Annotated in this window: 20 protein-coding genes and 1 pseudogene; 15 read left to right on the forward strand and 6 right to left on the reverse strand. The window is 68.2% G+C overall.

Going from position 1 to position 22,571, the window contains the following annotated elements; genetic code table 11:
• Positions 1–249: 249 nt before the first annotated feature.
• From FV222_RS00950 to FV222_RS00960, 3 genes are read right to left on the reverse strand one after another with little or no spacing between them, the layout of a single operon-like run.
• Positions 250–2,718 (reverse strand): branched-chain amino acid ABC transporter ATP-binding protein/permease, encoded by a 2,469-nt coding sequence (locus tag FV222_RS00950; protein ID WP_147812668.1) that lies wholly within the window; start codon positions 2,716–2,718, stop codon positions 250–252.
• A 4-nt stretch (positions 2,719–2,722) separates the two neighbouring features.
• On the reverse strand, positions 2,723–3,592 hold the full coding sequence (locus FV222_RS00955; RefSeq protein ID WP_147812669.1) for a branched-chain amino acid ABC transporter permease: 870 nt from the start codon (positions 3,590–3,592) through the stop codon (positions 2,723–2,725).
• Between the two features lie 10 nt (positions 3,593–3,602).
• Positions 3,603–4,778 (reverse strand): ABC transporter substrate-binding protein, encoded by a 1,176-nt coding sequence (locus FV222_RS00960; protein WP_147812670.1) that lies wholly within the window; start codon positions 4,776–4,778, stop codon positions 3,603–3,605.
• A 204-nt stretch (positions 4,779–4,982) separates the two neighbouring features.
• Here FV222_RS00960 and FV222_RS00965 point away from each other — a divergent pair, with 204 nt between their 5' ends.
• On the forward strand, positions 4,983–5,417 hold the full coding sequence (locus FV222_RS00965) for a nuclear transport factor 2 family protein (RefSeq protein WP_147812695.1): 435 nt from the start codon (positions 4,983–4,985) through the stop codon (positions 5,415–5,417).
• Here FV222_RS00965 and FV222_RS00970 read toward each other — a convergent pair whose 3' ends face one another.
• Entirely contained in the window at positions 5,418–6,146 is a 729-nt protein-coding gene (locus tag FV222_RS00970) for a GntR family transcriptional regulator (protein WP_147812671.1), read from the reverse strand.
• Positions 6,147–6,595: 449 nt separating this feature from the next.
• Here FV222_RS00970 and FV222_RS30870 point away from each other — a divergent pair.
• From FV222_RS30870 to FV222_RS01015, 11 genes and pseudogenes are all read left to right on the forward strand, one after another.
• A pseudogene (locus tag FV222_RS30870) lies at positions 6,596–6,678 on the forward strand (type II toxin-antitoxin system ParD family antitoxin); the annotation flags it as partial.
• Complete coding sequence (locus FV222_RS00980; protein WP_246685264.1) at positions 6,639–9,608, forward strand: PAS domain-containing protein; 2,970 nt, start codon at positions 6,639–6,641, stop codon at positions 9,606–9,608. The pseudogene FV222_RS30870 and the gene FV222_RS00980, both read left to right, overlap by 40 nt.
• Positions 9,609–10,100: 492 nt before the next feature.
• Positions 10,101–10,256 (forward strand): hypothetical protein, encoded by a 156-nt coding sequence (locus FV222_RS29235; RefSeq protein WP_187277152.1) that lies wholly within the window; start codon positions 10,101–10,103, stop codon positions 10,254–10,256.
• Positions 10,257–10,264: 8 nt separating this feature from the next.
• A complete protein-coding gene (locus tag FV222_RS00985) occupies positions 10,265–10,354 on the forward strand; it encodes a K(+)-transporting ATPase subunit F (RefSeq protein WP_147812673.1) in 90 nt (29 codons plus the stop codon).
• A gap of 13 nt (positions 10,355–10,367) precedes the next feature.
• Complete coding sequence (gene kdpA / locus FV222_RS00990; protein ID WP_147812674.1) at positions 10,368–12,083, forward strand: potassium-transporting ATPase subunit KdpA; 1,716 nt, start codon at positions 10,368–10,370, stop codon at positions 12,081–12,083.
• A 97-nt stretch (positions 12,084–12,180) separates the two neighbouring features.
• The gene (locus FV222_RS31775) at positions 12,181–12,306 is read left to right on the forward strand and encodes a hypothetical protein (protein WP_281406853.1); all 126 of its coding nucleotides are present in this window, start codon (positions 12,181–12,183) and stop codon (positions 12,304–12,306) included.
• A 68-nt stretch (positions 12,307–12,374) separates the two neighbouring features.
• Positions 12,375–14,468 (forward strand): potassium-transporting ATPase subunit KdpB, encoded by a 2,094-nt coding sequence (kdpB, locus tag FV222_RS00995; RefSeq protein WP_147812675.1) that lies wholly within the window; start codon positions 12,375–12,377, stop codon positions 14,466–14,468.
• 32 nt (positions 14,469–14,500) lie between these two features.
• Positions 14,501–15,106 carry a K(+)-transporting ATPase subunit C gene (locus FV222_RS01000; protein WP_147812676.1) on the forward strand — a complete coding sequence of 202 codons (606 nt, stop codon included), beginning with the start codon at positions 14,501–14,503 and terminating at the stop codon, positions 15,104–15,106.
• A 9-nt stretch (positions 15,107–15,115) separates the two neighbouring features.
• Positions 15,116–17,851, forward strand: a complete 2,736-nt coding sequence (locus FV222_RS01005; protein WP_147812677.1) for a sensor histidine kinase KdpD — start codon at positions 15,116–15,118, stop codon at positions 17,849–17,851.
• On the forward strand, positions 17,848–18,543 hold the full coding sequence (locus tag FV222_RS01010) for a response regulator transcription factor (RefSeq protein WP_147812678.1): 696 nt from the start codon (positions 17,848–17,850) through the stop codon (positions 18,541–18,543). The genes FV222_RS01005 and FV222_RS01010 overlap by 4 nt, the downstream gene beginning before the upstream one ends.
• 108 nt (positions 18,544–18,651) lie before the next feature.
• A complete protein-coding gene (locus FV222_RS01015) occupies positions 18,652–19,110 on the forward strand; it encodes a PTS sugar transporter subunit IIA (RefSeq protein ID WP_147812697.1) in 459 nt (152 codons plus the stop codon).
• A 448-nt stretch (positions 19,111–19,558) separates the two neighbouring features.
• Here FV222_RS01015 and FV222_RS01020 read toward each other — a convergent pair whose 3' ends face one another.
• Positions 19,559–19,792 (reverse strand): hypothetical protein, encoded by a 234-nt coding sequence (locus FV222_RS01020; RefSeq protein WP_147812679.1) that lies wholly within the window; start codon positions 19,790–19,792, stop codon positions 19,559–19,561.
• 131 nt (positions 19,793–19,923) lie between these two features.
• The gene (locus tag FV222_RS31780; RefSeq protein WP_281406856.1) at positions 19,924–20,055 is read right to left on the reverse strand and encodes a hypothetical protein; all 132 of its coding nucleotides are present in this window, start codon (positions 20,053–20,055) and stop codon (positions 19,924–19,926) included.
• 106 nt (positions 20,056–20,161) lie between these two features.
• Here FV222_RS31780 and FV222_RS01025 point away from each other — a divergent pair, with 106 nt between their 5' ends.
• Genes FV222_RS01025 through FV222_RS01035 form a run of 3 tightly spaced genes read left to right on the forward strand, consistent with a single transcriptional unit; the run spans position 20,162 to position 22,469 of the window.
• Positions 20,162–21,412, forward strand: coding sequence for a TAXI family TRAP transporter solute-binding subunit (locus tag FV222_RS01025; RefSeq protein ID WP_348644925.1), 1,251 nt, complete (start codon positions 20,162–20,164; stop codon positions 21,410–21,412).
• Positions 21,413–21,414: 2 nt separating this feature from the next.
• Entirely contained in the window at positions 21,415–22,101 is a 687-nt protein-coding gene (locus FV222_RS31785) for a CorA family divalent cation transporter (RefSeq protein WP_281406855.1), read from the forward strand.
• Complete coding sequence (locus tag FV222_RS01035; RefSeq protein WP_147812681.1) at positions 22,098–22,469, forward strand: hypothetical protein; 372 nt, start codon at positions 22,098–22,100, stop codon at positions 22,467–22,469. Before FV222_RS31785 ends, FV222_RS01035 begins: the two co-directional genes overlap by 4 nt.
• Positions 22,470–22,571 lie beyond the last annotated feature (102 nt).

Genomic DNA, 22,571 nt, shown 5'->3' on the forward strand with positions numbered 1-22,571 from the left:
AGCGGTAAAATCGTCTCGCAGCGGGATGGCGGCAGACATGGCAAACCCTCCGGTTCGCCCAATCGAATCAGATCCGACGCAAATGCGAAACCCCGTGAGTCCGCGTCAGCGCCGATTGGTATGAGATAATCGATGATTTATATATGACCTTCAACTTGCTACTCATGTCGGACGTCTGTGATGAAAGTGGATCATTCAATTTGACCGTCAGAACTATGCGGGTCCTTAAGCTTTCAAGGTAGACAGTGATTACGCCGCGCCGAGGTAGGCTGCCTCCAAGGCCTTGTCCGCCGCGAGCTCGGCGGACGTTCCTTGTGTGACGACGCGGCCTTGCTCGAGGACGTAGCCGCGGTCGGCCACGGTCAGGGCGAGCGCCGCCATCTGATCGACGATGAGAATCGTGGTGCCGGCATCCCGAAGCTCCGCCACCACGGCGTAGAGGGCATTGATCATCGCCGGCGCAAGGCCGAGCGACGGCTCGTCGAGGAGGAGGATGCGGGGCCGCGCCATCATCCCTCGGGCGATGGCGAGCATCTGCTGCTCGCCGCCCGACAGGAGGCCGGCTCGACTCGTCGCCCGGTCGCGCAGGCGGGGAAAGCGGGTGAGCAGCGCCTCGATCTCGGCGGGGTCGATCGGGTCCTTCCGGCCGTGGGCGCCGAGGCGGATGTTCTCCACGACGGTCAACTCCGGAAAAACTTGGCGGCCCTCGGGCACGAGGGCGAGGCCCAGGCGGGCGATCCGGTGGGCGGGGAGCCCATCGACGGGGCGGTCTTCCAGCACGATTCCGCCCTCGACTGGGCGCAGGAGGCCGGCGAGCGCCCGCATGGCCGTGGACTTGCCGGCACCGTTGGCGCCGAGCATCGCCACGGTCTCGCCGGGGCGGACCTCCAGGGACACCCCCTCCAGCACGGCGGCGGCGCCGTAGCTGGCGGTGAGACCCTGGGCCGAGAGGACGGCGTTGGCCGGCCCCCGCCAGGGGGCCGCGCGTGGCCGAGCCGGCGTGTCGGCGGCACCGAGATAGGCGCGGATCACCGCCGGGTCGTGGCGGATCGCGGCCGGGACGCCGCTGGCGATGGGCCGCCCGGCATCCATGACGAGGATGTGGTCGGAGATACCCATGACGAGCGGCATGTCGTGCTCGACGAGGATCACAGCGACCCCGCAGCCGGCGATGCGGCGCAGGAGCCCGCCCAGGCGGTCGGTGTCGGCGCGGGTGAGACCGGCGGCGGGCTCGTCGAGGAGGAGCACTTGGGGCCGGCCGGCGAGGGCGCGGGCGATCTCCACGAGGCGCCGGTCGACATGGGGCAGTTCGTCGGCCCGCCGGTCGAGGGCGCCGGCATAGCCGGTGAAGGCGAGAAGGGCGGCGGCCTTGGCGCGATCGTCGCGGCCGGCACGACGCAAGAGCCGGCCTGGAGAGAAGGCGAGGGCGACGTTGTCGACGACACTCAGCGAGCCGAAAAGCCGCGTGGTCTGGTAGGTGCGGGCGATGCCGGCCCGGGCGATGGCCTGCGCAGGCGCACCCGTGAGGTCCCTGGTACCCAAGCGGATGGCACCGGTGCTCGGGCGGTAGAAGCCCGAGACCATATTGAGCACCGTGGTCTTGCCGGCCCCGTTCGGGCCGATGACGCTGGTGACGGCACCGGGAGCGGCGGTGAACGACACGCCGTCCGCCGCGCGGATACCGCCGAACTGAATGCCGATGGCCTCCACCACCAAGGACTCACCCGACCGATCGCCCAGGAAGCCGGCGAGGTCGGTGTCTCCCGTGACCCGGGCGTCCATACGAAGGGGTATCAGCCGCGAAAGGCTGCCGACGAGACCGGACGGCACGAGCCAGAGCACCACGAGGGTGGCGATCCCGAAGGACAGCAGCCGATACTCGGCGAGCCCTGACATCATCTCGGGCAAGAGCACGGTGACGAGGGCGCCGAACAGGGGCCCCAGCACGGTGCCGGCCCCACCGACAACGACCGCGAGGACGAACAGGATCGATTGCGAGAACGGGAACGAGCTGGGGGCGATGAACAGCATGAGGGGCGGCAGCACGGCGCCTGCGAGCCCCGTGAGCGCCGCCGAGACGGCGAAGGCCAGGGTCTTCACCCGCACCGGATCGAAGCCCAGCGAGGCAGCCGCCACGTCGGTATCCCGCACGGCGCACATGGCGCGGCCGAGGCGGCTGAGCGCCAGACGGTGGAAGCCGTAGAGGCTCATTCCGGCGCTGAGCACGCTCAAGATCGCAAGTTCGCGCTCCGCGAAGGGGGTGCCGAGAAGGCTCGGGCCGCCGGTGACGACGAGGCCATTCTGCCCACCGGTGAGCGCGCCGCCCTCGATCAGCGCATGCTCGACGATGAAGCCGAAGGCGATGGTGACCATGGCGAGATATGGCCCCTTCACCCGCATGGCCGGCACCGCCAGCACCACGCCGACGAGTGCCGAGAGCAAGGCCGCGGCCGGCAAGGCCAGCCAGAAGCTCACCCCCGCGCCGGTGAGCACGGCACTCGCATAGGCGCCGATGGCATAGAAGCCGGCATGGCCGAAGGAGATCAGGCCGGTCAGCCCGAGGAGCACGTTGAGGCCGACCCCCGCGACGGTCGTCAACGCCACCAGCGCGATGATGAAATGACTGTAGCCGGATGTTCCGGCGACGAGGCCGAGGCCCGTCGCCGTGAGGGCCGCGATGGCGAAGGGTATCGCCAGCCGTCCGTTCAGGTGGCGCATGGCGTCAGACCTTGTTGACGGCGCTGCGGCCGAACAACCCGTCGGGCCGCAGCGCCAGCGCGAGGATGATCACCGAGAACACGATGAGCTGAGTGTAGGCGGATCCGAGCGTCGCCGTGACGCCCGCCTCGAGGAGGCCGTAGAGCAGCCCCGCCACGACGACGCCGGTGGCCGAGCCGATACCGCCGAGGATCGCTACGGCGAAGGCCTTGATCCCGAACAGGGCGCCCATCTCTGCCGAAACAGAGAATAGGGGCGCGATGAGCAGACCCGCGACGCCGGCCAGCACCGCCGACAGGGCGAAAGCGCAAGCCACGGTTTTCCGCACATCGATGCCCATGAGGCGGGCCGCGTCCGCGTTCTGGGCGACGGCCAGCAGCACGCGCCCGAGGTCGGTCCGGCGGAACACCATGCGGATGACGAGCGCCACGGCGACGCCGAGGACGGGGATGACGAGCTGGAGCGGGTAGATTCCTGTCCCGAAGACCTGCACGGGCGACACCGCGAGTACGGAAGGCAGGCTTCGCGGCTCCTTGCCGAAGGTGAACAGCATGGTGTTGTCGAGGATGATGCCGCCGGCGACCGTGGCGAGCAGCCACGCATCCGAGCCGCGCTCGACGAACGGCCAGACCAGCAGCCGCTCCACCACCACGCCAAGGAGGGCGCAACCGGCGAGGGCGGCGAGGACGGCGAGCGGCATCGGCCAGCCCAGTGTCACCCCGAGCCAGTAGCCGAGGACGGCGCCCAGCGTCACGGCCGACCCTTGCGCGAAGTTGACCGTGCCCGACACCGCGTAGGTGATGTGGAAGCCGAGCGCGATCAGCCCGTACATGCTGCCGAGGCCGAGGCCGGTGACGAGGGTTCCGGTCAGCATCCGACGGGGCTCAGTTCGTCACCGCGACGATCTCGCCGTTCTGGAAGCGGGTGAAGACGTAGTCCTGCGGACCGAGCGCGTCGTGCTGCCCCGGAGCGAAGGGCTTGTCGTAGGTCTTGATCAGGCCCGGGTAGGTCGCGATCTTGTAGAAGCCGTCGCGGACCTCCGGCCCCTTGGTCGAGTTCGCTGCTTTGATCGCGAGCGCCAGCAGGTGGATCGCGTCGTAGGCGTTGGCGATGCCCACCGCCGGCGTCACGTCGGCCATCGACTTGATCGCCGGGTACTTCTTCTTCAGCGCCTCGAGGACGGCCGAAGCCTTCGGCGAGGTGTTTCCCGCGAAGGTGAAGGTCTGGACGAAGTGGACCTTCCCGGCATTCGGGCCGGCGAGTTCGTCGAAGCGCCCGCCTGCCGGCCCCCAATGGGAGACCACGGGAACGGACCAGCCCATGCGGTCCAGCGATTTGACCACCTGGGCCGAGGGTCCGACATTGCCGACGAGGAACAACGTGTCGGCGCCGGCCTCCTTCAGGCGTGTCAGCTGGGGCACCATGTCGACGTCGGCGGCCTCGTACTTCTCGATGCCCGCGCTGGGGAGGTTCGCCGCCTTGAGCGCCGCGACGAGGCCTTGCTGGTTCGATTCACCCCACGCGTTGTTCACCAGGATCATGCCGGGCTTCTTCGCGCCGTGGGTCTTCACCGCGTAGGCGACCAGGGCTTCGTCGACGAGGGCGTCCACGGCCGAGACCCGGAAGGCGTAGTTGTCGGCCGCCCCGTTGCGGGTGATGCCGGTGCCGGCGGCCCAGGGGCCGAGGAACGGCACCTTCATCTGGTTGGCGATCGGCACCAACGCCATGGAGACGGGTGTGTCGAGGCCGCCGACCAGGGCGACGACGCCGACGCGCTGGATGAGTTCGCGGGCGGCGAGCACGCCCTTCGACGGATTGGCCTCGTCGTCCCGCGCCACGAGCTCGAGCGGGCGGCCGAGGACGCCGCCGGCGCCGTTGATCTCGTCGATGGCGAGGCCGATGCCGCGCGAGATCGCCTCGCCGGATTTGGCCGACTGGCCGCTGAGCGCCGTGACGAGGCCGATGCGGATCGGCTCGTCGGCCAAAGCCGCGCTGGACACGCCCAGCAGCAGGGCCGCGCCCAAGGCGGCGCGACGTGTCAGAGACTGGCTGATGAGCATGTGGGCGTCTCCGGTGCAATTTGCGAAGGTACAGCAACGCCTGTGCCAGGAGGCAAGTCCCTATAAGATATCGAGAAATCCGATTGTGGCCGCAGGCGCTGCCGCGAACTTCGACAAAGTGCATACACTTTTTGCATGCACTTTCGGCATTATGCTCGCAAGGGTGCTCGCAAGGATGCGGACAGGCCGGAGGCACAAGCGATGATGACGGACGAAACAGGATCGACCCGAGTCTCGACGCCGGACAAGACGGCGCACGACGTCGCCATCGTCGTCGCCTATCTCGAAGCCTCGATGGTGCCCGACCCGGAGTTGGCGGCGACCTACATGGCGCCGGGCATCGAGATCGTGTTCACGGGCGCCCGCAGCTTCCGGCATCCGCGCGAAGTCACCGCGTTCAACGCCGGGCGCTATGCCTGGGTGAAGAAGCGGATGGAGCGCCTCGACGCAGTGCCGGGGGACGGGACGACCACGGTCTACAGCCTGGGCACCCTCTACGGCGCCTGGCCCGACGGGACGCAGTTCGCGGGCAACCGCTACGTCGACCGCTTCACCGTCCGCGATGGCCTGATCGTCACCATGGAGGTGTGGAACGACAGCGCCGAGCGGATTCTGTCGCAACGCGGCATCACCGCCTGATCAGATCGCGACCTCGGCGTAGGGTGCGAGGAGCCTCACGAGGTCGCGGTCCCGAGGCGGGGTGGCGACGATGCGGGCGCGCTCGGCCACGGCATCGAGGTGGTGGTCCATAAGCGCCGTCGCGTGGGCGGCGTCGCCTGCGGCGAGCGCGGCGATGAGTGCACGGTGCTCGGCGACGGCGCATTCGGCCGAATGGGGCCTGCTGTAGAGCGATAGGATGAGGGCGCAGCGGTAGCCGAGTTCGCCGACGTAGCGCTCCAGTACGGGGCTGCCGGTCAACTTGGCCAACAGCAGGTGGAACTCCGTCGCGAGGCGGATGGAGCCTGGCTCGCCACCGCGCTGGGCCGCCTCTTCGCTGTCGACATGCGCGTGCAGGGCGGCCTCCTGCACGGTGTCGAGGCTGCCGACGAGGCGCGCGACGACGATGCGTTCGACGCCCATGCGGATGTCGAAGGTGTCGCGCGCCTCGTCCCAACCCGGGGTCGCCACGACGGCGATGCGGTTGCGGCGCAGCTCCACGAGCCCTTCGCTGGCGAGTTGCCCCAGGGCTTGGCGCGCGATCGTGCGGCTGACGCCGAAACGCTCGCCGAGGGCATCTTCCGGCAGGCGGTCGCCGGGGGCCACCGCCCGTTCGACGATGGCCCGCCGCAGCGCCCGGCAGATCGCCCCGACCCGGTCCGTGCTTCCCTGCTGCGCCCGGCTCCCCGCCGTATCCCGTCCACCTGCCATGCCGCGTCTGCCCATCCTGCCGGCCCCGTCCGGTATCCTACCGCGACAAGCCAAGCACGAGCGGGACCAGGGCAGCCACCTTCGAATTTCGAAGCCGCGCAGCAGCCGCTGTGCACGCCGTGCTTTAGAGGTTGGAGTCTGTTGTCGACCCTTCTCGGGCCTTCGGAAGTTCCGCTTCGCGGTAGGTGGGCGAAGGATGGCCCTCGTCTGGGCCGGGTGGATTTGCGACCGTCCGCTTCCAGGCGAGCGTTGGCGGAAGCGGACATCGTCGCTCGGCCCGCGTCAGACCAAACGTAACGCTGGTCATAGCCTTGGGAGCGTTTCGATGGCGCAAAGCCAAGCAGGCGGGGCGCCAGCTCTGGCTTCTCAGCGCGGGCTGCAGATAGGTGCCTGCGCCCTGGTGGCTTGGAAGGAAACACCCCAACCGCCGGTTGTGTTAGAAGGCGGATATGCCCGCCAAACACTCTCGCCACATAGCCCTCACGGAAGCGCTTGCTGCCTGGATCGACAGCCAGGTGGCCAAGGGCGAGTACGCCTCGACCAGCGACCTCATCCGCACCGCCATCCGGGTCCTGCGCAACAGGGACGAAGGCGAGGCCATCGGTCAGGCAGCCCGCGGCGCGCCGGCGTCTCTCAGTCGGCCACAGGGCTGAGTCGATGGTGGATACTTCGGCGCTCGCCGGCGGCGGCGACATGGGCGCGCTCATGCGTGCCTACGATTGGTCGGGCACATCGCTTGGGCCGCAGGAGCACTGGCCGCAGCCGCTCCTGACCCTCGTGCGGGTGATGCTGAACTCGCGGCAACCGATGTTCATCGCCTGGGGGGCGGACCGTACCCTGGTCTACAACGACGCCTACGCGCCCATGCTAGGCGAGAGGCACCCCAGAGCCCTGGGTCGCCCGTTCTTCGAGACCTGGCCTGAAATCCAAGGCGAGGTGGGCGCTCTGATGGATCGCGTGTTCGCGGGAGAGCCCGTGCACATGGAGGACCTGCAGCTCACCCTCCACCGCAACGGCTACCCGGAAGAAGCGCACTTCGCCTTCTCCTACACCCCTGTACCCGGCGATGATGGTGCGATCCTGGGCCTGTTCTGCGCCTGCACCGAAACAACCCGCCAGGTGCTCGCCGAGCGACAGGCCGCTTCCGAACGACAGCGGCAACAGGCTCTGCTCCAGCAGATGCCCGGGTTCGTCGCCGTGCTGCGCGGCCCAGGCCATGTCTTCGAGTACGTGAACGACGCCTACGTCGTGGTAGCCGGCCGACGGGACTACATCGGCCGCAACGTCCGCGAGGTGTTTCCGGAACTGGTCGGCCAAGGGTTCTACGAGCTTCTCGATCAGGTCTACGCGACGGGCGATCCGTTCACGGCCCGTGCCGTTCCGATCCGGTTCGCGGGCGAGGACAGCGATCGATACCTCGACTTCCTGTACCAGCCCATTCGCGGCGCGGGCGGGGCCGTCACCGGCATCTTCGCCGGTGGCTACGAGGTCTCGGACCAGATCCGTTCGCAGGCCGCCTTGGCCGAGAGCGAGAGCCGCTACCGCACCCTGTTCGAGAGCATCGACGTCGGGTTCTGCATCATCGAGGTGACGTTCGACGATGCGGACCGAGCCATCGACTACCGCATCCTTGAAGCCAACCCCGCCTTCGAGCGGCAGACCGGCGCCGACGTGGTCGGCCGATGGGTCAGCGAGTTCGCCCCCGACCTCGAACGCCACTGGTTCGACACCTATGGGCACGTCGCGCGAACGGGCGAACCCGCTCATTTCGAGAACAAGGCTGACGTGTTCGGACGCTGGTTCGATGTGCGGGCCCTGCGCGTCGGTGATCCAGCTGCACGCAGGGTCGCCGTGCTCTTCAGCGACATCTCCGAGCGCAAGCGTATGGAGGAAGAGCTCCAGGTTCTGAACACCACTCTGGAGCAGCAGGTCCTGGAGCGAACGGCCGAGCGCGACCGGCTCTGGACGTTGTCCGAGGACATGCTGGCCGTAGCGGACTACGAAGGGATGATGTCGGCGGTTAGTCCGGCCTGGACCCGGGTCCTCGGCTGGACCGAGGCCGAGCTCCTGTCGCGACCGTACGGGACCTTCATGCACCCGGACGACATGGAGCCGACGCTGGACGGCCTCGCCCGGATGGGGAAGACGAGGCGACCGACGCGCTTCGAGAACCGCATCGGCGCCAAGGACGGGGGTTGGAAGCCCATCGAGTGGATGGTCGTGCCCGAGGCCGACGGAACACACTTCATCGCCGTCGGTCGCGACCTGACCATCGTCAAGGCACGCGAGACGGAGCTTGCCTCCGCCCAGGAAGCCCTGCGCCAGGCCCAGAAGATGGAAGCGGTCGGTCAGCTCACCGGCGGCGTCGCGCATGACTTCAACAACCTACTCACGGTCATCAAGTCATCCACCGACCTGCTCAAGCGTCCGGACCTGCCGGAGGAGCGACGTCAGCGCTACATCGGCGCGATCTCCGACACCGTCGCTCGCGCTGCCAAGCTCACGGGTCAGCTCCTTGCCTTCGCGCGCCGGCAGGCATTGAAGCCGGAGGTCTTTGATGCTGGCCGTAGCGTTCTCACCATCAGCGACATGGTCGGGACGCTAAGCGGTTCGCGCATCAAGATCGTCACGAACATCCCGGACGAGCCCTGCTTCATCAACGCCGACCCGAGCCAGTTCGACACGGCCTTGGTGAACATGGCGGTCAACGCCCGCGATGCCATGGATGGCGAGGGTACTCTCACCATTACGGTGCACCCCGTCTCCACTATCCCGTTAATCCGCAGCCATCCCGCAGTGTTGGGGGACTTCGTCGCGGTGTGCATCGAGGACACCGGATCGGGCATCGATCCCGAGCGGATCGAGCACATTTTCGAGCCGTTCTTCACGACCAAAGGCGTTGGGCAGGGAACGGGCCTGGGTCTCAGTCAGGTCTTCGGCTTCGCGAAGCAATCCGGCGGCGAGATCCGGGTCCAGAGTACGGTCGGCCAGGGTACGATGTTCGTGCTGTATCTGCCGAGGGTCGATGCCGCCGCCCCTGCGCCCAAGGCGGAGCCCGAGCCTCTCGTCGATGGGCATGGCACCTGCGTCCTGGTGGTCGAGGACAACGTGGATGTCGGGACGTTCGCGACCCAGACCCTGGCCGAGCTCGGCTACATCACTGTCTGGGCGTCGGACGCCGAGGAGGCGTTGGCCGAGCTGGAGAAGGATGCCGCCCGCTTCGACGTGGTCTTCACCGACGTGGTGATGCCGGGCATGAACGGGATCGACCTGGCACACGAGATCCGCCGTCGGCATCACGACATGCCTGTACTACTGGCCTCGGGCTACAGCCACGTGCTGGCGAAGAACGGCACCTACGGTTTCGAGCTCCTGCACAAGCCGTACTCGGTCGAGCAGCTATCGCGTCTCCTCCGGAAGGTGGCCACCTGGCAGAAACGCAAGCGCATCATCGGCAGCTAGCTCAAACCCAAAGAGGCGCGCAAGGGACGAGACAGGGCAGGTCGTCCAGCCCTACGAAGCCGACCCCTCTCGAACCCTTATGCCGGTTCGAGGATCGTCGCAGGCCGCCCCAAAAGGGGTCCAAGGCGCTCGACGCTCATGGATGTCATCGACCGACGACCCGCCCAATCCGATCGTGCCGGTGCCATCGGCCAAACATCATCCTTAGAATGCCTGCAACGCCTGCGCTTCCGGTGTCGGGGATGCGGGACCATCTTCCATGGCTATCGGCTCGCAGGCGATGGTGTCGTCCAGGCCGACCGATCAACCTGGATGACCGGGTGCCCCCGATCTGCCCAGGCCGGCTGCCCCCTCGGGTGCGCCGAGTTCCGCCTCACCTTGCTTCTTTCCATGTCACTGGACTGAACTAGCGGTGTCATCGGGCGAGGTCGCACGTCCACAGATCCTAATGCAAACCTTATGAGATCGTCTCCGCTTCCGTCTCGAACCCTAATGCGGTTCGCGTCCAAATTGGTCCTGGGCGAGACCGGTCATGTATCGGCCCCCGAACCGAACGGACCGACCATGCTCGACATTGCCTTCATCGCCGCGGGGCTCGCCTTCTTCGGCCTGGCCGCGGGCTACGCCGCCCTCTGCGAACGCCTTTGAGCCTCGCCATGACCCTCGACCTGACGCTCGGCGCCCTCGTGGCCCTGGGGCTGCTCGGATACCTCACCTACGCCCTCGTCCGCCCCGAGCGGTTCTGAAGGAACACCTTCCATGACCATCAACGGCTGGATCCAGATCGCGCTGTTCTGCGCGGTCGTCCTCGCGCTCGCCCGCCCTCTCGGCGGTTACATGACCCGTGTCTTCACGGGTGAGCGAACCTTCCTCTCGCCCGTGCTCGCCCCGGTCGAGCGCGGGCTTTACCGCGTCGCCGGCATCAAAGCGGCGCAGGAACAGCATTGGCTGTCCTACGCCCTGGCCATGCTCGCCTTCCACGTGCTCGGCTTCCTCGCCCTGTACGGGCTGCTGCGCTTCCAGGCGGTGCTGCCGTTCAACCCGGACGGGCAGTCCGCCGTCGCGCCGGACCTCGCCTTCAACACGGCGGCGAGCTTCGTGACGAACACGAACTGGCAGAACTACGGCGGTGAGACGACGATGTCGTACCTCACGCAGATGCTGGGCCTGACCCACCAGAACTTCCTGTCGGCGGCGACCGGCATCGCCCTGGCCGTCGCCCTGGTGCGCGGCTTTTCGCGCGCCTCGACCGCCACCGTGGGCTCGTTTTGGGTCGACCTGACCCGGACCACCCTCTACGTGCTGCTGCCGATCTGCGTCGTCTACACGCTGTTCCTGGTCTCCCAGGGCATTCCCCAGACCTTCGGCGGGGCCATCGAGGCCACCACCCTGGAAGGCGCCAAGCAGACCATCGCGGTCGGCCCGGTGGCGAGCCAGGTCGCGATCAAGATGCTCGGCACCAACGGCGGCGGGTTCTTCAACGTCAACGCCGCCCACCCGTTCGAGAACCCCACGGCGCTCTCGAACTTCGTCCAGATCGTCTCGATCTTCGTGATCGGCGCGGCGCTCACCAACGTCTTCGGCCGCATGGTCGGCGACGAGCGCCAGGGCTGGGCGATCCTCGCGGCCATGGGCGTGCTCTTCCTCGCCGGAACTGCGGTGGTCTACTGGGCCGAGAGCGCCGGCAGCCCCGTCCTCAACGGCCTCGGCCTGACCGGCGGGAACATGGAGGGCAAGGAGGTCCGCTTCGGCATCGTCGCCTCGGCTCTGTTCGCGGCCGTCACCACGGCGGCCTCGTGCGGCGCGGTGAACGCCATGCACGACAGCTTCACCGCGCTCGGCGGCATGATCCCGCTGATCAACATGGAGCTCGGCGAGATCATTGTCGGCGGCGTCGGGGCCGGCCTCTACGGCATCCTCGTCTTCGTCATCGTGACGATCTTCGTCGCCGGCCTCATGGTCGGTCGCACGCCCGAGTACCTCGGCAAGAAGATCGAGGCCAAGGAGGTCAAGATGGCGATGCTCGCCATCCTGTGCCTGCCGCTGATGATGTTGGGGTTCACGGCGCTGGCCACCGTCGTCGCCGCCGGCCTCGCCGGCCCGGCCAACGCCGGCCCGCACGGCTTCTCGGAGATCCTGTACGCCTTCACCTCGGCGGCGGCGAACAACGGCTCGGCCTTCGGCGGGCTCACCGGCAACACCCTGTTCTACAACACCACGCTCGGGATCGGCATGCTGTTCGGCCGGTTCTTCGTGATCGTCCCGGCGCTCGCCATCGCGGGGTCGCTCGCCGCCAAGAAGACGGTGCCGGCCTCGGCCGGGACGTTTCCGACGCATGGGGCCTTGTTCGTCGGCCTGCTGGTCGGCGTGATCCTGATCGTCGGCGGGCTGACCTTCTTCCCGGCGCTGGCGCTCGGACCCATCGTCGAGCACCTCGCCGGCGGCCTCGGCCAGACCTTCGCGGCGGGAGGCTGAGATGCGGCACCTTTCGCTGCCGCACCGCTCTCCGAGACGGTCACCGACCCGCCGAGCGCTATCCGCCCATCGCCCTCGCCCTCCAACCTGGGACCGGGTGCAGCGGAGCCGCAGTGACCTCCGGCTCTCGGACGTCATCCTCGGCATGCTCGGCCTGACCCTGCTCGGCGCCCTCGGCATCATGGCCGGGGCGGCCCTCCTCGGCCGCGCGCTGGCACCCTGAGCCCCGCCCGGCGGCGCGTCATCGCGCCGCCGCCCGAGCTGCCTCCCCATCCAATCCGGACACCCGCAATGGCCCGCCCAAACTCCACCAGCCTGTTCAGCGCCGCCCTCGTCGGCCCGGCGCTCGTCGGCGCCCTGACCAAGCTCGACCCGCGCAAGATGATCAAGAACCCGGTCATGTTCGTGGTCGAGGTCGTCGCCGCGCTCACCACCTTCCTGTTCATCCGTGACGTCGCGACCGGCGGCGCCAACCTAGCCTTCTCCGGCCAGATCATCCTCTGGCTGTGGTTCACCGTGCTGTTCGCCAACTTCGCCGAGGCTATCGCGGAAGGCCGCGGCAAGGCCCAGGCCGACAGCCTGCGCCGTACCCGCACCGAGACCATGGCCAAGCGCCTGAAGGGTTCGGGTCGGGACTACGAGACAATCCCCGGCAACGACCTGAAGGTCGGTGACGTGGTCCTGGTGGAGGCCGGCGACATCATCCCATCGGACGGAGAGGTGATCCTCGGCGTCGCCTCGGTGAACGAGGCCGCCATCACCGGCGAGTCCGCACCCGTGATCCGCGAATCCGGCGGCGACCGCTCGGCGGTGACCGGCGGCACGCAGGTGCTTTCCGACGAGATCCGGGTGCGGATCACCGCGGCTGCCGGCTCGACCTTCGTCGACCGCATGATCGCCCTCGTCGAAGGCGCGTCGCGGCAGAAGACCCCGAACGAGATCGCGCTGAACATCCTGCTCGCCGGGCTGACCCTGATCTTCGTCTTCGCCGTCGCCTCGATCCCGAGCTTTGCCTCCTACGCCGGCGGATCGATCCCGCTCATCGTGCTTGTGGCCCTGTTCGTCACCCTGATCCCGACGACCATCGGCGCGCTCCTGTCGGCCATCGGCATCGCCGGCATGGACCGGCTGGTGCGCTTCAACGTGCTCGCCATGTCGGGACGCGCGGTGGAGGCGGCCGGCGACGTCGACACCCTGCTGCTCGACAAGACCGGCACGATCACGCTGGGCAACCGGCAGGCCACCGAGTTCCGCCCCGTCCGCGGCGTGACCGAGCAGGACCTCGCCGACGCCGCCCAGTTGGCCTCGCTGGCCGACGAGACCCCGGAGGGGCGCTCCATCGTCGTGCTGGCCAAGGAGAAGTACGGCATCCGGGCCCGCGACATGGCGAGCCTGAATGCGACCTTCGTGCCCTTCACGGCCCAGACCCGGATGAGCGGCGTCGATCTTGACGGTTCTTCCATCCGCAAGGGCGCCGTCGATTCCATCATCGCCTCGGTGAGTTCACAGCCGATGGCGACCCGTGGCTCCGGCGCGGCGCTGGCTTTCAGCCCAGGCGTCGCCGACGAGACGGTGCGCGAGATCCAGGCCATCGCCGAGGACGTCGCCAAGGCGGGCGGCACCCCGCTCGCCGTGACGCGGGACGGCCGGCTTCTCGGCGTCGTCTACCTCAAGGACATCGTGAAGGGCGGCATCCGCGAGCGCTTCGCCGAGCTCCGGCAGATGGGTATCCGCACGGTGATGATCACCGGCGACAACCCGATGACCGCGGCTGCCATCGCGGCCGAGGCCGGCGTCGACGACTTCCTCGCCCAGGCGACGCCGGAGGACAAGCTGGCGCTGATCCGCAAGGAGCAGGCGGAGGGCAAGCTCGTCGCCATGTGCGGCGACGGCACCAACGATGCCCCGGCTTTGGCGCAGGCCGACGTCGGCGTGGCCATGAACACCGGCACGGTGGCGGCCCGCGAGGCCGGCAACATGGTCGACCTCGACAGCGACCCGACCAAGCTCATCGAGATCGTCGGCATCGGCAAGCAGTTGCTGATGACCCGCGGGGCGCTGACCACGTTCTCCATCGCCAACGACGTGGCGAAATACTTTGCCATCATCCCGGCGATGTTCCTCGGGCTCTACCCGCAGCTCCAGGCGCTGAACGTGATGGGGCTCGCCTCGCCCCAGAGCGCGATCTTGTCGGCGATCATCTTCAACGCGCTGATCATCGTCGTGCTGATCCCGCTGGCGCTGAAGGGCGTGTCCTACCGGGCGGTCGGCGCCGCGGCTCTGCTGCGCCGCAACCTCCTGATCTACGGCCTGGGCGGCATCCTGGTGCCCTTCGTCGGCATCAAGGCCATCGACCTGGCAATCACCGCCCTGCACCTCGTCTGAGCCCCACAAAACTCCAAATCAGGCCAACGTCCATGCTGAACCAGCTTCGCCCCGCCCTCGTCCTGCTGATCGCCCTGTCGGCCATCACCGGGCTCGCCTACCCCCTTGCGATGACAGGCATCGCGGGGGCGATCTTCCCCGCCAAGGCCGCCGGCAGCCTGATCGAGCGCGACGGCAAGGTCGTCGGCTCCAGCCTGATCGGGCAGTCCTTCACCAGCGACCACTACTTCCAGGGCCGTCCCTCCGCCACGAGCGCCGCCGACCCGGCCGACGCCGCCAAGACCGTCCCGTCGCCCTACAACGCCGCGAACTCGTCGGGCTCGAACCTCGGGCCGACGAGCGCCGCCCTGGCCGAACGTGTGAAGGCGGACGTCGCCGCGCGCCAAGCCGAGAACCCGGGTCGGCCGGTCCCGGTCGATCTCGTGACCACGAGCGGCTCGGGCCTCGACCCGGACATTTCACCCGACGCCGCCCTGTTCCAGGTTCCCCGGGTCGCCAAGGCCCGAGGCCTGACCGAGGAACGGGTAAGGGGTCTCGTCGACTCCCAGCTTCAGGGCCGCTTCCTCGGCATCCTCGGCGAGCCGCGCGTGAATGTGCTCGCCCTCAACATCGCCCTGGACGGCCTCGGCTCGAAGTAACGTCGCCGGATGAGCATCCTGACCACGACGGCCCCGCGCCACGATCCCGACCGTCCCTCGCCCGACGCGTTGCTTCAGGCGGCACGGCGCGAGGAAGGCGGTCGCGGCCGCCTCAAGATCTTCCTCGGGGCGGCCCCGGGGGTCGGCAAGACCTACGAGATGCTCACCGTTGGACGTGCCCGGCTCAAGGCTGGCACGGACGTGGTCGTCGGCGTGGTCGAGACGCACGGGCGCATCGAGACCTTGGCGCTCGTCGAAGGCTTCGAGGTGCTGGGCCGTCGCTCGGTCGCCTACCACGGCGCGGCGCTCGACGAGATGGACCTCGACGCGCTGCTCGCCCGGCGCCCGGCTCTGGCGCTGGTGGACGAGCTCGCCCACACCAACGCGCCGGGCTCGCGCCATCCGAAGCGCTACCAGGACGTCGAGGAACTGCTCGACGCCGGCATCGACGTCTACACCACCCTCAACATCCAGCACGTCGAGAGCCTGAACGACGTCGTCGCGCAGATCACCCGCATCCGGGTGCGCGAGACCGTCCCCGACGGCATCCTCGACCGCGCCGACGACATCGAGGTGGTGGACCTCAACCCCGACGACCTGATCCAGCGCCTCCGGGACGGCAAGGTCTACGTGAAGGGCAACGCCGAGCGCGCCCTCAAGCACTACTTCTCGCGGGGCAACCTGACGGCCCTGCGAGAGCTCGCCCTACGAAGGACCGCCGACCGCGTCGATGACGAACTCCTCAGCCACATGCGGGCCAACGCTATCGCGGGCCCCTGGGGCGCCGGCGAGCGGGTGCTCGTCTGCATCAGCGAGGACCCCCGTTCCGCCGGCCTCGTCCGGCACGCCAAGCGTCTTGCCGACAGGCTGCACGCGCCCTGGACGGCCGTCACCGTGGAAGGGCCACGCAGCCTGTCCCTCGACGAGGCCGCGCGCGACCGCATCGCCGACACCCTGCGCCTTGCGGACCGCCTCGGCGGCGATGCCGTGACCCTGCCGGGTGGGCGCCGTGTCGCAGACGATATCCTAGCCTTCGCCCGCTCGACCAACGTCAACCACATCATCCTCGGCAAGGCCGACCGGTCCGCGCTGTTCGAGCTCCTCAACGGCTCGGTGGTGCACGACATCGTTCGACGCTCGGGCAACATCAGCATCCACGTCATCACCGGAGAGGCGACCAAGGCCGATCTGGTCCCGCCGAAGACGGTCACCACAGCGCCGGCCAAGCCGGCCTTCGAGGTCCTGCCTTACATCGTGGGCACCCTCGCCACGGTCGCGGCCCTCGGGCTCGCCCTCGTGGTCGAGCCATACCTCGGCGTCGAGAACGCCGACCTGATCCTGCTCAGCGCCATCGTCGCGGTCGCGGTGCGCTTCGGGCTCGGGCCCTCGCTGCTCGCGGTGGTCATCGGCTCGCTGTCCTACGACTTCTTCTTCCTTCCGCCGGTATACACCTTCACCATCACCGACCCGACCAACGTCGCCGCCTTCCTGCTGTTCACGGTGGTGGCGGTGGTGGTCTCGAACCTGGCGTCCCGGTCGCGTCAGGAGGCCATGGTCTCGCATGGTCGCGCCCGCGCCACGGAGCGGCTCTACGGCTTCAGCCGCAAGCTCGCCGGATGTGCCACCCTCGACGACGTGCTCTGGGCGACGTCGGCCCAGATCGCCGCCATGCTGAGGGTGCGCGTCGTCCTGCTGCTGCCCCGGGACGGGGCGGTCTCGGTCCGAGCCGGCTTCCCCCCGGAGGATACCCTCGATGCGGCCGATCTCGGCGCTGCGACCTGGGCCTTCGATAACGAGCGACCGGCAGGCCGTGGCGCCGACACCCTGCCGGGGGCCAAGCGCCTGTTCCTGCCCATGCGCACGGGCCGCGGCATCGTCGGCGTGATCGGCCTCGACACCGACGGGACCGGGCCGATCCTCTCTCCCGAGAACCGGCGCCTGTTCGACGCCCTGGCCGACATGGCGGCGCTCGCCATCGAGCGTGTCCGCCTGGTGGAGGACCTCGACCGTGCCGAGCGCGCCGCCGAGACCGACCGCCTGCGCCAGGCCTTGCTGACCTCGATCTCGCACGACCTGCGCACGCCGCTGTCCTCGGTGCTGGGAGCAGCCACGACCCTACGCGACCTCGACGAGGCCTTGGCCGCGGACGCCAAGAGGGACCTTCTCGACACCATCATCGAGGAGTCCGAGCGGCTGAACCGATTCATCGTCAACCTCCTCGACATGACCCGCCTGGAGGCCGGAGCGGTGGCCGCGAGCCTCACCCCGCAGGACGTCGGCGAGAGCGTCGACACCGCCTTGCGCCGCCTCGGCCCGATCCTCTCGGATCACCAAGTACGCCTCGACCTGCCGACCACGTTGCCGGCCCTGCGTCTCGATCCGGTCCTGTTCGAGCAGGTGCTGGTGAATCTCCTCGACAACGCCGCGAAGTACGCCCCCGAGGGCTCCACCGTCACCGTCAGGGGCGTGGCCGAGCGGGGGCAAGTCCGGCTTCAGGTCCTCGACGAGGGAGACGGGCTGCCCGAGGCCGACGTCGAGCGGGTGTTCGACAAGTTCTACAGGGTGCGCAAGTCCGACAGCGTCCGGGCCGGGACCGGCCTCGGCCTCGCGATCGCCCGCGGGTTCGTCGAGGCCATGGGCGGCACGCTGACGGCAGGCAACCGCCGCGACCGCCCGGGCGCGGTCTTCACCATCCTCCTGCCCGTCCCGCCGTCGGGGCACGTTCACTCGGATCTGGCGGCATGAGCATGAACATCCTCGTCATCGACGACGAGCCGCCGATCCGGAAGCTCCTGCGCATGGGCCTGGCGACCCAGGGCTACGAGACCTTCGAGGCGCCCAACGGAGGAACCGCCCTCGACGTCCTGTCCCGCGAGACGGTCGACCTCGTCATCCTCGACCTCGGGCTGCCCGACATGCGCGGGCACGACCTGCTGCGGGGCATCCGCAAGGACCATCGCGACCTGCCGGTGGTCGTCCTGTCGAGCCGCGATGACGAGGCCGGCAAGGTCGAGGCCCTCGATCTCGGTGCCGACGACTACGTCACCAAGCCCTTCGGCATGGGCGAGCTCCTCGCCCGCATCCGCGCGGCCTTGCGCCACCAACTCGCCGTCCAGGGTGAGCGCGCCCTGTTCGAGGTCGATGGCCTCAGCGTCGACCTCGTGCGTCGCCTCGTGCGTGTGCGCGGCGCGGACGTGAAGCTGACCCCGCGCGAGTACGACTTCCTGCGCGTCCTGATCCAGCATGCCGGGAAGGCCCTGACCCATGCCCAGCTCATGAGCGAGGTCTCGACCTCGTCGGACCCGCAGTACCTGCGGGTCTACATGCGCCAGCTTCGCCTCAAGCTGGAGGCCGATCCCGAGCGCCCGCGCATCCTCCTGACCGAGACCGGCGTGGGCTACCGGTTACGTGCCCCGGACGACGAGGCTCGCGCCTGAACCTTCTTTCCATCGCATCGCGGCAAGGCCCACCGACATTCCCCGAATCCCCCCCAAGTGACCGAACGCCCTGCCGGATACCGACCGCCCGTGAGCGAGCTGCACCGAATGACGATCGACGAGTTCCTATCTCCCGACCATGTCGCCGTTGGCGTTCGCGTCGGTAACAAGGCCGCGGTCCTGGACGACCTGGCGCGTCGGGCCGCCCAGGCTCTCGACCTGGAAGCCGCCCTGGTACGATCGGCGCTGGAAAAGCGGGAGGGTCTCGGTTCGACCGGGGTCGGGAACGGCATCGCCTTACCGCATGCCCGGCTTGAGACCGTTCGGCGCCCCTTCGGATGCCTGGTCCGCCTGCGTGATCCGGTCGACTTCGATGCCATCGACGAGCGTCCTGTCGACCTCGTCTTTCTCCTGCTGCTCCCGACCGAGGCTCAGGGTTCGCAACTCAACGCCCTGGCCTGCGTCTCGCGCCGGATGCGAGATCCCGAGGCCGCGTCCGCGATGCGGGGTGCTCGCGATGCTGCCGCGCTGTTCGCAACCATTCGGGGCATCCAGACGGCGCGGTAATGCCTCAACGCTCAGAAGGGGCGTCGCCCACATTGTCCGGTGTCGACGAGGGAGGTCATCATGCGCTTTCCGTCCCCGGATCGGTTTCCTGGGTCAAGCCTGGGTACGTGACCTTCCGCGATTGCTGATTCTGTGTCGCGCCGATGCTCTGACCCAGGCAGGTACAACCGAGATGGTGACGGGGCGAGGTTGCACTGGCGAAATCACCCGGGAGGATGGACGCCGCGGATGCAACGACGCCCGCATCGCGAAATGACGGACAAGGATCAACGAACGGCAGGTCGACGCACATCACGGTCGCGGCTGCTTGGGGGTGAGACCCAGGACCCACCCCGTTCCACCGAGAAGAGTGAGAGGCACGCCTGCCTCGACGTACCTCATCACCAGCTTGCGGGCGTGGCGCTCGCGCAAGCGTCTTGCCACTGGTCCGGGTCCGGCGGTGCCCATCTCAGATCCGGAACTCGACGCGGTCGGTCGAGATCACGACGGCATCGGGGCGGCGGTCGGTCAGGTCGGTCGCGTAGTGGAGCGCGTCGTGGCGGGATCGGAAGAGGCCGCCCCCCAGGCCATGCACCTCCATCGCGACCCAATGGCCCTGCGGGTCCTGCCCGACGATGAACCGGGTGGAGGGAGACTGTGCCGCTTCTGAGAAGATGGCGGCGACCGGGATGGTGACGGGCATGGATCGGCTGGGGTTCGCGCGATCCATCGTCGGGACCGCATCACTAACCTGAGCCTGGCCGCATAAAGGTTCGAGCCGGTGCAGGGACCGATAAAATAAGGGACCCATCAGGATTCCCGGCAAACCGCCCATCAGAGCGCGCCGCCACCTCGCAAAGTGGACTGGATTGAACCACCTCGGAGAGGCGCGTTGAAGCGCAGCAGAGGGGGGGGGCCGTTGCGGAAGTCGAGGTCGCCGGCTTGGCGCGTGCTGCTGTTCTGCATGCCGGTGCTGATCGTAGCGGTCGCCGTCGGGGCGTATCTATACCTGACGCGCCCGACGACCCTCGTCGCTGCCGTTGCGCCGAACGGCGGCACCGAGCCCGCCCTGATGCGGGCCTATGCCGAGGCGCTGGCCGCGAGCAAGGCATCGATCCGATTGAGGCTCGTTCCCTACGGCGGCGTGCGCGAGAGCGCCGAGGCGCTTCGGGACGGCAAGGCCGACTTGGCGGTGGTCCGACCGGACGTGCTGACGCCGCGCAACGGGCTGACCCTGGCGATCCTGCGCGAGCAGGCGACGTTCGTGGTTGCGCCCCGCCAGGCCGGCATCGATGGGTTCCACGCCCTTGCGGGCAAACGGTTGGGCATACTCGCGCAGCGGAAGGCGGATCACGCCCTCGCGCGAAGCCTCGTGGAGCGACATGGCCTGGATCTTCGGGAGGGCGTTCCCGCAGGCGATTTCCCGGCACGGACGGTGGCCTTGGTCCCTGTCGAGGAAGCCGACCTCGCCGCCGCCCTGGCCGAAGGCCGGGTCGACGCCGTGATCCTGCTGACCACCCCGACCTCACCGGCAGCCCAGCGCGTCGTCGGGCTCGTCAGGGATGCGGATGAGAACCACGATGCAATCCTATTCGGAATACCCGACGTCTCGGGAACCCTCGCCCGCATGCCTCGGCTGCAGGCGGTCACCGTTCCCGCCGGGCTCTTCGACGGCGCACAACGCCTGCCATCCGAGGACATCGCGACGGTGGGGTCCTCCTATCGATTGATGGCGCGCTCGACCTTGTCCCGGAGCGTCGCGGCGGAGGTGACCCAGCATTTATTCGAGATGCGTGCCCTTCTCGCCGAGAAGGCCCCGGCGGCGGACGACGTCCTGCATCCCGCCTACGACACCACCGTCGGCGCGACCAGCGCACGGTTACCCATCCACCCGGGCGCCATCGACTACTACGAGCGGGAGCAGGAGAGCTTCATCGAGCGATACGAAAGTTGGATCTACCTCGTGGCCATCTTCGGCGGCGGCCTCGGGTCCGTAGCCGCATGGCTCCGCCAACGTGTAGGGCGCGTGCGGCGCGAACGGATCGAGGTGGCGACCTTGCGTCTGCTGGAGATCCGTTCGAGCGCTCGAAGTGCGACCGACCGAGCCAAGCTGGAGGCGATGGCGGGTGAGACGGACGACCTGGCGGCCAGCATCGCCCGTCATGCGATGAGGCGTACGACCGAACCGCACACCCTGGCGGCGGCGACGCTCGCCGTGGACGCGGCGCGCTCCACCATAGCGAGGCGGCTTGTTCGCCCCCTGCACATGGAGCACGGGCAGGCCGATATGGACGGTTCCGCCTGCAACGAGAGTGCATCATGAGCATGGGCTTGGGGCAAGGGAATCGAGCGGGTATCGCCTACCCGCCCACGACGTTGGAGCGGGAAACCGTCCCCGCGGGCCCGACGACGGTCACGGGTGCCGAGGTTCCCGGCATCGTCGCCTCCGGGGCCTACGCCGATGGACGGCGGATCGCTGACATTCGCATCGACGAGGCGGGGGAATGGGCACGGCGTCCGGACCACGTCGTCTGGATCCGCCTCTACCAGCCATCCGTGGAACTGCTCGTACAAGTACAGCAGTTCGGCCTGCATCGCCTCGCCATCGAGGATGCGTGGCATGCTCATCAGCGCCCGAAGATCGAGCGCTACGGCGATTGCATCTTCGTCGTGGTGCGAACGGCCCAGTTGGTGGACGGCCGCATCGCGCTCGGACAGACCCAGATCTTCGTAGGGCGGGGCTTCGTCGTCACCGTCCGCCACAGGGCCTCGACCTCCTATACGTCGGTGCGCGAAAAAACGGAATCCTGCCCGAAGCAGCTTGCACACGGCGAGGACTACAGCCGGAAGATCCACAAGCGCATCGAGGAGGGCTTCGGCTGGATCAGGACCGTCGGCGGCCTGCGCAAGGTCCGCTTCATGGGCCGCGACAAGGTCGGATGGACCTTCGCCCTGACGGCGGCCGCCTACAACTTGGTCCGCCTGCCAAAGCTGCTCGGTCCTCTGGCATGAGCGTCCTAGGCAAGTGGCGGATCGTCGAGCTGCCCGGTTACGAGGACGACTATGCCGACATGGTCGAGCCGGCCTACATCCTCTTCGAGAACGGCCGCGGCGAGTTCGCCTTCGGGTGTGTCACCGGGGCTTTCGCTGGTGGAGCCGGCCGCGGGAGTGATCGCGCCGCCATCGCGTTCTACTGGAACGGCAATGACGAGATGGACACGGTCCGCGGCTCTGGATCGGCCGAGCTCCAGGCCGACGGCTCACTTCGAGGCGAAATCCGCGTCCACTACGGGGACGAAATCCCCTTCATCGCCCGTCGTTGCCCGACTTCTTCAACACCCTGCTCGGGGCGGACCAGAATGGTGTCGAGTGATAGGTAGTTATTAAGCTTTTGCGGCTACAATAGTAGGTGGACCTCCATGGCTACCTATGACGATCCGATCACCCTTCGCGCCGTTCAAACGCTGGACTCACTCGACGCG

Origin of the sequence: Methylobacterium sp. WL103, from assembly GCF_008039885.1 — a bacterium.
GTDB classification, from domain to species: Bacteria; Pseudomonadota; Alphaproteobacteria; order Rhizobiales; family Beijerinckiaceae; genus Methylobacterium; species Methylobacterium cerastii.